Here is a 12,019-nt window from a genome sequence, read left to right on the forward strand (position 1 = left end):
TTATTTGTGAAAAAGTTCTAAGTTAAGTTAACCCCTCTGCGGCTATCTATCCCGTAGTTTAATATCAGTAAACCAATACTAGCAACACACATTACAAGGACACCGTTCTCAAAATTAATATTTCCATTATCACACAAGATAGACAAATAATTATTAGTTATAGATGTTGCATTGAAATACGTACCAGGTAAAATATGCGCCCATTTACTGAGTGGCTCAATTTTCCCAACCGCAAGCACTGGCCCAATTAATACTAGTAACGAAATAAATAGTGTTGGCATCGCACGTTTACACATCTTACTCACAAAATCTAAAGTTAGAACAATCACAATAATAGCCAATACTTGTAAACATACAGTCTGAGCTAAAAGCTCTCCAACGGGTTTAGTCGTTATACCTGACTTCATATTTATAGCAATTGGATAGTCGAAACTCCCCTGTCCTGATAACAAACTAGCAGATAAATAAGCAACCACGCAACTAATCACATAAAAAGAAAGCGCCAGTATCAGTCCAAAAAATAAGCGCTCAGTAGTGCCCCTTACATATTTTTGCGGTAATAATAAGGATCGGTCCAAACTATTTCGAAACCGGTCAGTAAATGCTACGTTTAATGTGAAGCAAAGTATTATTACAAACAATACTGGCATAAAATTTGTCAAAGTCCGATATAAAAATGTTGCTCCTTGCGTTTCCATATCCTCCTGATCAGATTTAATGTCTAGCTGTTCTAATTTTGTGTATATTGCAATTTGCCGATAAATCGATTCTTTAAGCTCAGCAGGGGCCTCTATGTCACCAGTATATAATCCGAATGATTCTTTAAGTAAATGAACTTTCAATTTATACGCTTCCGCCCATTTTTCATCCGTATATAGATTCACCATCTTTTCTTGCTCTTGAACACGCGCTTTATTTACTTTCTCACTTGCTTCAAAATCTGCTTTATCCCGCTCTGTCTTAGCTGATTCTTTCATCGTTTGTTTATTTAAAGTTAGTATTTCTTTATTCGCCTGTATCTCATCTTGAGCCATGGCAACGAAATCTCGATCTCCACTTACACGAGTGTTCATTATTAATACAAACAAAATAGCTACAATGAAGACAATGATTGGTAGCCAGTTCCCTTTATTCTTATAAAACTGTTTAAAAAATAATTTTTGTTGCCCCATTAGTCATAATCCTCCTGTTTTTCTCTAGCTGTATCGCTCAATTTTTTATTAGATATGTAATAAATTTTATCGGAAATACTGTGGAGACTATCATTTTGATGCGATGAAAAAATAATACAAGTTCCTCTTTTCTTAGATTCTTCCATAAATCCTGTAAACCGTTTTTGATTGGCCTCGTCAAGCCCATTCATCGGCTCATCCATTAACCAATAATTTGTATTACTAACTGCGTACATTGCTAGTACTGTCTTTTGTTTCATACCTAAAGAATACTTTCTAATTGGTAACTTAACAAAATCGCTTAAATCCCAGTACTTAATAATCTCTTCTATATCCACTTTTCCATCCGCCCATTTCTCATTAACGAACTGAAGATAATCCCATGCGGATAAATGCCTATCTAACCAATCAGACGTCTCATAATAAAATATCTTTTTTCTTGATGATACTAAGTCTAATACTTCATTATCCTCTTCTAAATAAATTCTTCCTGCTTCCGCTTTTGTTAACCCAGCTAGAACACGAAGTAAAGTTGTCTTTCCTGACCCATTTGGTGCAACTAAACCATAAGCTGAGCCTAGTTCAAATTCAGCATTTACTTCTTCTAATAATTTTTCTCTTGTAGTGAGTGTTAAATTTTCTATTTTTAGCATTTGTCACCTGTTTTCTGTCATCCAATAGTAGTATATCACCAATACAACAGGCATATTTTATATCACAAATTGGATTACTTTTTATGGAGTTATATTTGAAAGGTTTCAATATGATATTATATCTATTTACAAATTAAGTCAATACGTAATTAAATTTTTACCATGCCTAATGTCTGGAAAATGCGTTAAATTTGTAATTAATACACGCTCTGTAAAAATATCTTAATTGTAGCGAAATAGTCCCATATTTTATTATAGAATCGCTTAAATTTGTAACTCTTAAACTCTCATTGTTCTCCTATTTCTACACACCCGCTAGATCACTCTGTATAAAATCAAATAACGCTCGAAGCAAACTAGCCTCATTTTCTCTATTCATCGCGACTACAATATTCTGGTCATCATTATCACGCTCTAAATCAATAATCTTGATCCGATACTTATCTTCCAGCGTCCCATCATTCATTCCCGAATACAAGAAAGCCGATCCCTTGCCAACCGAAACCAAAGACAGCCCTTCATCAAGATCCTTCACATAAGAACTCGCCTTCAAATTGAATCCATTTTTGAGACCCTGTCCGACCACATAATCCACAATGACCGGTGACTGCTGTCTTTCAAGTAAAACAAACGTTTCCTGGCTTAAATCTGCAAACCGCAATTTCTTCTCATGACTCAATGCGTGATCAACAGGCATAGCGATTTGTAATTGATTTTCCATGAAAACTGCTTTTTCAACGTTATCATCCGCTTGAAAATAAGTTAATAAGTTAAATACCAAATCATACTGACCATCCGCGAGCCCTTCAGCTAGCTTCATCGGCGTATCTTGTTTCATCAAAAACTGAACATTTGGATGGACGACTTTAAAACGTTCAAATAACTCATACATTTTGCCCATATTGAAATTAGATAAATACCCCACTTTTAAAATTTGATTGGTTTCATCCTGGCTTACTTGCGCATCAAACATATGAGATAACTTATCCACTCGTTTTAAAATATCATTCACTTCGGTCAAAAATCGCTCCCCGGCACTTGTTAATTTAATGCTGTGACTATGTCGAATAAACAGCGCTACCCCTAGCTCGGCTTCTAATTCTTGTATGTGCCTACTTAAGGTTGGTTGCGAAATATACAGCTTTTCAGAAGCTTTTGTAAAACTACTTTCCGTGGCGACTTTAACGAAATAATTCAAGGTGGTTAACTTCATAATAACTCCATTCCAAACTAGTATTGGTAGTAGTTTCATTATAAAGTTCCCACCTTGAATTCACAAGTTATTTGGGCATCACTGGTAATTGAAGATAAGAAGCGTATTCTCCACCAGTATGAAGCACGTGAACGCCTTTATTATCTGGCGTACAACCTGGTGTTCCTGGCATTACTGAGCCAAGTTCGTCTTTTGTACTGATAACAACTCTTAACGTTTCTCCGGTTTCATAAGATAGACCTAATGGACTTAGAACGATATCTAGTTCCACAATTTCACCTTGCGCTAGTTTCTCCACTTTGTCAAAACTGTAAGCAGGAATTTCATCGGTAGCCATTTTGCCATCAAGTTGACGCATCGAAGCACGAAGACGTCCCCATGGACCTTTGTAACGTAAAGCGGATGCTCCTTCTTGCGTGAAATCTTGAAGAGCTGCGCCGTGGTTTGGAACAACGAATTCGCTCAAAACATTGCCTAGCTTATCGATTTTTTGAACCCAAACGAAGACATCCATATCATCATAACCGTCCACTTCCATAAACAATTTCGCTTTTGGATAACCAACGAAATGCGTTTCTTTGTCGAAGGTCATTTGGAAGGAAGTGCGACCTGGAACGCTATTGGAAACATATTTTACTGGAAAATCTTCTGATTCTGGATTTTCTTGTAACGCGCGGAATTTACCATTCATATAGAAGCGTTTATTTTCACTAGCTGCTGGTGGGAACGTTTCTGCGGGTATATCCGTTTGGTTGCTACCATGAAAATCAAGAAGGGAATAGCGTACTGTCGGTGTGTTTGTCCAACCGTTATCTTTGCCAAGTAAATAGTAGTCAAAGAAGCGGCGCAATTCTTCTGTATTAGCTTCATCATAATAATATGGCCATTCTTGACGATCATGGATACGAAGCCATTTTTCAGTGGAGCCGAGTGTGCGCCATGAACGGAAGGTACCCATTGTGTGTAATGTGTTGGAATAGCTTGCTATAACGAAAACTGGGACAGTAATTTTGCTTGCATCGGCAACTTTGTCTTTCCAAATTGCGGCATCAGCCCTTGGATAAGCACCCATTTCTTTTACTAAGTCTTCACGTTTGGCACCTTTAGCGCTGACGTGATTTACTTGCAAGCGTTCAATGAAATTTTGATCAGGAATACCACCGATAAAAGCTAAATCGCGATAACCGTCCGCAAGACCTTCTGTTGGGTTGATACAAGTTAAGTGTGGTGGCTGTTCTGCTGCGATATACCATTGTGAAAAGGCTAGATAGGATGTTCCGGTAAGGGCTGTTTTGCCGTTCGACCAAGATTGAGCAGCTAGCCATTCGATTAAATCATAACCGTCTTCTGCCTCCTGGGAACCGATCATCGTTGTGTCGCCCTCACTATGAGCGATACCGCGCATATCTGGATTACAAACGGCGTAACCATGCGCACACCAGTAAGCTGGATCAGGCGCTTCGAATTTCGTTAGACCTGAATTCCACGCGTTCCCCATACCTAACATATTGAAAAGGTTTTTGTAACGCGGTGCAGTTCCAGCGCTCTTACCGTAAGGGCTCCACGCGATGAGAGTTGGGACTTTTTCTTCTGTAATTGGTAAATAGATATCTGTGTAAATCGTGATACCGTCGCGCAATTTAACAGGCACGTCTTTTAACATTCTAATATCTGTAGTCAGTGGTTTAAAGCCTTCTGCGATTAATTGGCCTTTTTTCAAGATGACTTCTTTCGTTTCAAATGGGCTAAGGACGCCGTGTTCGATACCATTGTCGATATATTCGAAAGCTGGGCTAAAGTGCATTTTTTCTGTAATTTTTGCAGTCATTTGTATTACCTCCAAGAGTTATATTATCAATCTTCTCTACACCTCAAATTATACAGCCGCCAGTTTCGGAAGTACAATTGCAATTTCGGATACTTGATGCGTGGATATCAGTGGTATTCACAAAACGGATATCATGCTCAAAATTACCAGGAAATCCAACGTCACGACCAAAGTAGCAAAATAATTGGGCACCAAAAAACACGGAGAAATGACCCCCCGTGCCTGATTCATGTATTTCACTATGTTTTCGTTCTTTTTAAATAAAATCTCATAAATATGCCGTAGAGAACAATGACCACGAGGCTAATACTAAAAACCCTATCTGATGCCCATCCAAAAACAAGCGCCACCAGCATTGCTAATACCAATATAACATAGACTCCAATCACCAAAATTTTCATACCTGTCCTCCTCCTTGTTGTATGTGATACCTCATTATATCACGCGAGATTTATAAGGCCAATGCAAAACAAAGCGGCGAAAACCCCGTATATAGGACCTCCACCGCTTTACTTACCGATAATATTTCTTAGTACTAGAATCATAGTAAGTGAGCACCGAGACATATCTATTATAATTCCATCCACTACTAACTTTATTAGTCGATGTGGAATACCAGTATGCGTTATTTGAAACACCTCTTGATACAGAAGATACATACGTTCTTTTACCTGTAATCGAATTGATATCGAACCGTTCTTGATATGGAACCGTTTTAGCGTAGGCACCTGGCTGAATCGCTAACACCAAGGCCACTAATAAAATAGCCGATAATATAACTTTATACATATTTCGTTTCGTATTCATGTTACCCTCCCTTTATTCTACCGATCAAATATTGTTCAGTAATTCACTATTTTTAATACTTGAACCTAGCGTTATCATACTTCTCCTACGAATATCTATCCCATAAATTAAAACTAGCAAAACCACAATCGTAGCTACCAAAACAAAAATACCATTTATAAACGTAATATTCCCGTTATCACACAATAAAGCCAAAGTATTATCACAAATCGATGTTGCGTTAAAATAACTACCCGGTAATAAATGCGCCCACCGGTTCAGCGGCTCAATTTTACCTACTGCTAGAACTGGAGTGGCCAGTACTAACAATGAAATAAATAACGTTGGCATTGCGCGTCGGCAAATTTTACTGATAAAATCTATGGTTAATATAACGACAACGATAGCTAAAATCTGCAAACATACCGTCTGCCATAAGAGTTCTCCAACTGGCTTTGTTACTATTTCAGATCCAGTATTTAGAGCCATCGGATATTTCAAACTCCCTGCACCTGATAATAAGCTCGCTGATAAATATGCCGTCACACCGCTCAGAACATAGGAAAAGATTGCTATCGATAAGGCGAAAAGCAGCCTTTCAGATGTTCCTCTTACATATTTTTGCGGGAATAGTAATGATCGATCTAGATTATTTCTAAATCGATTGGTAAACACTGTATTTAACGTAAAACAAAGTATTATCACGAAAAGCACAGGGAAAAAATTAGCTAGCATGCGATACAAAAAAGTCACTCCTTGTACCTCTAAATCTTCCTGATCAGCCTTAATATCCAGCTTTTCTAGTTTCTCATAAACAACAATTTGCCGGAGAATCGCCTCTTTAAGTTCTGTCGAAAACTGTGCTTCACTGGCGTTCGTCCCATACGCTTCTTTCAAAAATCGAATCTTCCACTTGTAGGCTTCCGACCAATCCTCATTTTTATACAAACTAACCATCCGTTCTTGCTCCTGTATTCGTATGTTACTTGCATCTTGGTTCGCCTTAAAATCTGCCTTTTCTTCCTCTGTTTCAGCTAATTCTTTCATTGTCTGTTCATTTAAATCACGCATCGCTTTATTCGTTTTTATTTCATCCTGCGCCATAGCTAGAAAATTACTCTCCGCCCCAACACGCGTATTCATAACTATGACAAATAGAATAGCTGCGACAAAGATAACTATCGGTATTAGATTCCCTTTATTTTTATAGAATTTTTTTAAATATAGCTTTTGTTGCGCCATTATCAATATCCCCTCCGACCATCGCTCCATTCCTTGTTAATTATGTAATGAACTTTATCAGAAATACTATGAAGATTATCATTTTGGTGAGATGAGAAGATAATACATTTCCCTTGTTGCTTGGCTTCACTCATAAATTCTATAAACCGTTTTTGATTGGCTTCATCAAGTCCATTCATAGGTTCATCCATCAACCAATAATCCGTATTACTTACTGCATACATCGCCAAAACTATTCTTTGCTTCATGCCTAAAGAATAGTTTCGAATTGGCAATCTCACAAATTCATCTAAATCCCAGTACTGAATAACCTCACCAATATTCGTCTCATTATCCGCCCAACTGGCATTCACAAACTCAAGATAATCTAGCCCAGATAAATGCCCATCTAACCAATCTGAAGTTTCATAGTAAAATAGTTTTTTTCGTGTCGCGACCAACTCTAACCGCTTACCGTTATCCACTACATAAACTGTACCATTTTGCGCCTTTGTCAATCCAGCTAAAATTCGGAGCAATGTCGTTTTTCCAGAACCATTTGTAGCAACAATTCCATAGGCTTTCCCACCCTCAAATTCCGCATTCATATCTTTCAAAAGCATCTCCCTGGCGACCATCGTTAAATTCTCTACTTTTAGCATACATCACCTCTTCGCTGTTGATGAAAACAGCATAACACAAAATTTCACTCCTCGTTTTTATAGACAGAAAAAAATGCCACAGTATAAACTACCTAGCATTTCAAATCTACTATTTTTTTATTAGAATCATATACTTTTCTATCCATCCTATGAATAAATGAAACCTCGACGCCAATATAAACCAGAAATCTAATCTATATTGATCTTTTCCAATCATAAAAATATCGCAGCCGCAATCCAGTACACAACCGCCGCCATAATCCCCGCGCAAGGCAATGTAATCATCCAAGTTACCAGCATACTTTTTCCTGTACGCCAGTTTACTTCCTTCTTATGATTCGCCGTCCCCACGCCCATCAGTGAGCTATCGATTACCTGCGTCGAACTAATTGGCAAATGAATCAGCGTCGCACTCATAATCACCGATAGCGACCCTAGATCTGCCGCAACACCTGTCACAGGCTCAATTTTCATGATTTTTGTGCCAACTGTTTTTATAATCCGGTAACCGCCAATCGAGGAACCGAGCGCCATCGCGGCCGCACAACTCACTTGAACCCAGAACGGAATCGTGGAATCCGACTGTAAACCGCTCGCAATCAGCGCCAGTGTAATGATTCCCATCGTTTTCTGCGCATCATTCGTTCCGTGTGCATAGGCTTGCATCGCCGTTGTCCCAATTTGAGCAATCCGGAAATGTCGATTCGTCTGCACCAACTTTTTATTCCGAAAAATGAATTTGAACAGCGAATAAATCAAATAACCGACTGAAAAACCAATAATCGGCGACACAATCAGCGCAATGATAATCGTTGAAAATCCACCCCAGTTTAGCACGCCAAAACTACCTGCAGAAGCAATCGCAGCCCCAGCAATCGATCCGATCAACGCATGTGAAGAACTACTCGGCATCTTCGCAACCCACGTCATCAAATTCCACATCACTGCCGAAATTAGCGCGCACAAAACAACAAATTCCCCGTTCTTCAGCGCAAACGGATCAACAATATCCGAAGTCAGCGCTACAGCCACACCCGTAAACGAAATCGCGCCTAGAAAATTCATTACTGCCGCAATCCCGATCGCCACACGAGGTTTCAGCGCCCGCGTCGATATACTCGTCGCCACCGCATTCGCAATATCGTGAAATCCATTTATGAAATCGAAGGCCAAGCCAACAATCACGATTATAATTGTAATTAAAAGCACCGAATCCATTCAACATTCCCCTAATCTGATCGCATTTATTTGTATATACCCTATTTTGCTCCTGAAATAGAGTAAATTCAAGTTTTAACACACTAAACCAAAAAAAACGCCCCAATAAAGGAACGTTTCCAAGTTATTAATCTAAATCTGGCGCACCAGCTTCTTGCTTTTGCCCTCTTGATTTGCGAATGAAATAAATCCCAATCAAAAGTATAAACCAGACAGGCGTCACGAATAGTGCTACACGTGTATCTTCCGCTAACGCTAGAACGACTAGAATAAACGCAAGGAACGCGAGAATAACGTAGTTCGCAACTGGATATAACGGCATTTTGAATTTACTTTTCGCCGCAAGTTCTGGGCGTGTTTTGCGATATTTCAAGTGACAGATAACTGTGATTCCCCAAATATACAAGAAACACACTGTTGAAATACTCGTGATTAGCGTAAATACACCTTCAGGCATCACGTAGTTTAGAATAACCGCCACCAAAATAACGATTGTTGAGAAGAATAACGCATTCGCTGGAACTTTATGAGATGTTAGTTTTGTCATTGGATACGGTGCATTTTTTTCCTTAGCTAGCGAGTAAACCATACGACTCGTACTGAAAACCGCACTATTACACGCAGATGCCGCCGAAGTTAGAACGACGAAGTTAACGATAGCCGCTGCTGCCGCAATTCCTAACGCCGCGAAAACTTGCACGAACGGGCTTTGCGCTGGGTTAATATCATTCCATGGATAAATACTCATAATCACGATTAACGCACCAATATAGAAGATAATAATCCGAATTGGAATGTTGTTGATCGCTTTTGGAATAACTTTCTCAGGATCTTTCGTCTCACCAGCCATCAGACCGACGAGCTCGATACCCACAAAGGCGAATACGACCATCTGGAACGACAGGATAAAGCCGCTTGCACCGTTAGGGAACCAACCGCCGTGACTCCAAAGATTCGTAAAACTAGACGCACCTGCATCCGTTGAAAATCCTTTGATAATCATAAATGTACCAACGATAATCAGAGCTAAAATTGCAATAACCTTGATTAGCGCGAACCAAAACTCCATTTCGCCGAACAGCTTCACGGTTGCAAGGTTCATCACGAGCAAAATAACTAACGCGATTAATCCTGGAACCCATTGCGCCACATTCGGAAACCAGAATTGGGTGTACAGACCGACAGCCGTCAAATCCGCCATCGCAATCGAAATCCAACAGAACCAATACGTCCAACCTGTAACGAACGCGGCTCCATTGCCAAGATAATCAAAAACAAAATCAACAAACGAGTGATAATTCAAATTCGATAACAATAATTCACCGAGCGCTCGCATAATCAAAAAACAAATAATTCCTGTGATCGTGTAGGCAAAAAGGATCGATGGACCTGCTAAATGGATCGACTTCCCAGAACCAAGAAACAACCCAGTTCCTATCGCGCCCCCAATTGCAATAAGCTGGACGTGACGATTTTTCAAGCCTCTCTCTAGCGTTTGTTCTTCTGACATATGTACTTCCCCCTTAGTTTATCGCCAAATTTATTAACATGACCAATTCGGCAAAATCTCTAAAACACGTGACATAACATCTCTGAATGGTACCTTCTAATCATACAATAAAAATAACAAAAACACCATAGTAATTTTTCACAATGTAAACGCTATCATTATTATTGATTGTACCACAGAATTAGAAAGATCTACAAAGAAGAAGCCTTATAATTATTATTTTTCTTTATAACTATTGATAAATAAAGGATATATCGAATTCGAAATTTAAATATGAAATAGACAGTGATATCGGGAGAATCTGGCTAATTGTTTTAAATATCGAATATAGTTTGTGAAAAAATGAATTTAACGGTGTTTATTTATCTATCGAAATTAGCTTTTCACCTGTTTGAGCTTACCGATAAAAAGTATCGTTTAGCACCTATACCAATCCTCGTAAATAGGCAGAAATATTGAATACTAAGCAGAAACGCTCTATTGTTTTGTATAAGATGAAGGGGGGATTTGGACATGATTAAAGGTTTATATGAAGCACATTTACCAGTGAAGGAGTTAGATATTTCACTGGATTTTTATAAGAAATTTGACCTTGAAGTAGCGTCGGTTTCGGAAAATGTTGCTTTTGTATAGTTAGAAAAAGGCAAGAGTTGGCTGGGATTATGGAAAAGTGAGCAGGTCGAGATTCCGTATCACGCATCGATTCGGCACGTTGCTTTTTATGTAGAGAAGGAGGATATGCGTAAATCGAAGAAATGGTTGGCCGACCGAGGCATTGAGGTCATCGCGTTTTTTGGTATACCGGCTGCGCGCCGCAACTCCACGCTTCGATCTATTTCGAAGATCCAGATCGCAATGTGCTCGAACTTATCACAGCAGTGGAGCTGGATACAGCGGAAAGCACCGCCGAAATGTCGTTTGAAGAATGGGAACAAGCTTACTGTGAGGCGATTTCGTCCCAATATGCTAGGAAATCGCGCCGACAATTTTCTTTTTGATAGAGGTTATTCACGAATTTGTAAGAACTAAGTTTGTCGCGCATCGTTTTGTCATGGTAAAGCGCGGTTTTGTACGCAGGCTGATCGTAGTAGCTCGCGAACCAGGATTCTTTGGATAACTTAGCAACCATTCGCTTGGCGCGTTTTTCTTTAGAATCACCGAATGGAGCGACATCGATGAAGGCGGTGAGGAGTTCTAGGACAAATTGGAACATTGGATTTCACCTGCTTCTTAGTTTTTTGGTGCATCAAGATAGTAAGCAAATTGATAATCATCCATCCATTCATTATCGACCCAAAATTCCCGCTTAAAATGCGCCTCCTGAACAAAACCAAGATGCTTGTAAAATTCGATCGCATTCGTGTTAGCACCCATGACACGCATCGCAATTTTTCCAATGTTATTTTGTTCGCCGAGTTCGAATAGGCGATGAATCAGCATTTTGCCGATACCTTGGCCTTGCGCTTGTTTTGCGACCGAGATTCCGAAAAGCCATTGTCTTTGGCGTGAAGGTGCTGAACCTGGATAGTGGTAAATTAGGGAGCCTAGTACGGTGCCGTCCTCATTTTTGGCGACTAACATGTTTTGAGTCATGATGTCTTTTTTGAATTGTTCATACTCGTTTTCTTTGACGACATGCGGTGTAGTGCCTTTTAGCATGACGCTTTTTTCGATTTCCCATAGTTCGGGGATGTCGGATTCAGTTTGAGTGGTGATTTGGATTGGCATTTTTATCATTCCTTTTTTTAGGGTATTT

General features: G+C 39.3%; 12 protein-coding genes. All 12 read right to left on the minus strand.

From position 1 onward, the window contains the following. Positions 1–17 precede the first annotated feature (17 nt). A complete protein-coding gene (locus UE46_RS15410) occupies positions 18–1,172 on the minus strand; it encodes an SLC5/6 family protein (protein WP_036063159.1) in 1,155 nt (384 codons plus the stop codon). Continuing rightward, complete coding sequence (locus UE46_RS15415) at positions 1,172–1,825, minus strand: ATP-binding cassette domain-containing protein (protein WP_036063161.1); 654 nt, start codon at positions 1,823–1,825, stop codon at positions 1,172–1,174. Before UE46_RS15415 ends, UE46_RS15410 begins: the two co-directional genes overlap by 1 nt. Before the next feature lie 304 nt (positions 1,826–2,129). Continuing rightward, positions 2,130–3,038: a LysR family transcriptional regulator gene (locus UE46_RS15420; RefSeq protein ID WP_036063189.1), complete on the minus strand. Its 909-nt coding sequence runs from the start codon at positions 3,036–3,038 to the stop codon at positions 2,130–2,132. A 67-nt stretch (positions 3,039–3,105) separates the two neighbouring features. Then, positions 3,106–4,866, minus strand: coding sequence for a CocE/NonD family hydrolase (locus UE46_RS15425; RefSeq protein ID WP_036063163.1), 1,761 nt, complete (start codon positions 4,864–4,866; stop codon positions 3,106–3,108). A 239-nt stretch (positions 4,867–5,105) separates the two neighbouring features. Next, entirely contained in the window at positions 5,106–5,267 is a 162-nt protein-coding gene (locus UE46_RS16380; RefSeq protein WP_159103126.1) for a hypothetical protein, read from the minus strand. A gap of 112 nt (positions 5,268–5,379) precedes the next feature. After that, positions 5,380–5,673, minus strand: a complete 294-nt coding sequence (locus UE46_RS15430; RefSeq protein WP_036063164.1) for a hypothetical protein — start codon at positions 5,671–5,673, stop codon at positions 5,380–5,382. Positions 5,674–5,697: 24 nt separating this feature from the next. Beyond that, positions 5,698–6,894: a hypothetical protein gene (locus tag UE46_RS15435; RefSeq protein WP_036063167.1), complete on the minus strand. Its 1,197-nt coding sequence runs from the start codon at positions 6,892–6,894 to the stop codon at positions 5,698–5,700. A gap of 2 nt (positions 6,895–6,896) precedes the next feature. Next, the gene (locus UE46_RS15440; RefSeq protein WP_036063169.1) at positions 6,897–7,535 is read right to left on the minus strand and encodes an ABC transporter ATP-binding protein; all 639 of its coding nucleotides are present in this window, start codon (positions 7,533–7,535) and stop codon (positions 6,897–6,899) included. Positions 7,536–7,748: 213 nt separating this feature from the next. Next, positions 7,749–8,753, minus strand: coding sequence for an inorganic phosphate transporter (locus UE46_RS15445; protein WP_036063171.1), 1,005 nt, complete (start codon positions 8,751–8,753; stop codon positions 7,749–7,751). Positions 8,754–8,880: 127 nt separating this feature from the next. Beyond that, the gene (locus tag UE46_RS15450; protein ID WP_036063173.1) at positions 8,881–10,263 is read right to left on the minus strand and encodes an amino acid permease; all 1,383 of its coding nucleotides are present in this window, start codon (positions 10,261–10,263) and stop codon (positions 8,881–8,883) included. A gap of 937 nt (positions 10,264–11,200) precedes the next feature. After that, on the minus strand, positions 11,201–11,476 hold the full coding sequence (locus tag UE46_RS15455) for a hypothetical protein (protein ID WP_118907755.1): 276 nt from the start codon (positions 11,474–11,476) through the stop codon (positions 11,201–11,203). A gap of 17 nt (positions 11,477–11,493) precedes the next feature. Next, positions 11,494–11,991, minus strand: coding sequence for a GNAT family N-acetyltransferase (locus tag UE46_RS15460; RefSeq protein WP_051492951.1), 498 nt, complete (start codon positions 11,989–11,991; stop codon positions 11,494–11,496). Positions 11,992–12,019: the final 28 nt, after the last annotated feature.

It is taken from the genome of Listeria weihenstephanensis, assembly GCF_003534205.1.
In the GTDB taxonomy this organism is placed as follows: Bacteria; Bacillota; Bacilli; order Lactobacillales; family Listeriaceae; genus Listeria_A; species Listeria_A weihenstephanensis.

Coding starts and splice junctions, on each gene's coding strand:
- UE46_RS15430 (WP_036063164.1), bottom strand. CDS start 5,673: ATGAATACGAAACGAAATATGTATAAAGTTATATTATCGGCTATTTTA.
- UE46_RS15425 (WP_036063163.1), bottom strand. CDS start 4,866: ATGACTGCAAAAATTACAGAAAAAATGCACTTTAGCCCAGCTTTCGAA.
- UE46_RS16380 (WP_159103126.1), bottom strand. CDS start 5,267: ATGAAAATTTTGGTGATTGGAGTCTATGTTATATTGGTATTAGCAATG.
- UE46_RS15450 (WP_036063173.1), bottom strand. CDS start 10,263: ATGTCAGAAGAACAAACGCTAGAGAGAGGCTTGAAAAATCGTCACGTC.
- UE46_RS15445 (WP_036063171.1), bottom strand. CDS start 8,753: ATGGATTCGGTGCTTTTAATTACAATTATAATCGTGATTGTTGGCTTG.
- UE46_RS15460 (WP_051492951.1), bottom strand. CDS start 11,991: ATGCCAATCCAAATCACCACTCAAACTGAATCCGACATCCCCGAACTA.
- UE46_RS15440 (WP_036063169.1), bottom strand. CDS start 7,535: ATGCTAAAAGTAGAGAATTTAACGATGGTCGCCAGGGAGATGCTTTTG.
- UE46_RS15435 (WP_036063167.1), bottom strand. CDS start 6,894: ATGGCGCAACAAAAGCTATATTTAAAAAAATTCTATAAAAATAAAGGG.
- UE46_RS15415 (WP_036063161.1), bottom strand. CDS start 1,825: ATGCTAAAAATAGAAAATTTAACACTCACTACAAGAGAAAAATTATTA.
- UE46_RS15455 (WP_118907755.1), bottom strand. CDS start 11,476: ATGTTCCAATTTGTCCTAGAACTCCTCACCGCCTTCATCGATGTCGCT.
- UE46_RS15410 (WP_036063159.1), bottom strand. CDS start 1,172: ATGGGGCAACAAAAATTATTTTTTAAACAGTTTTATAAGAATAAAGGG.
- UE46_RS15420 (WP_036063189.1), bottom strand. CDS start 3,038: ATGAAGTTAACCACCTTGAATTATTTCGTTAAAGTCGCCACGGAAAGT.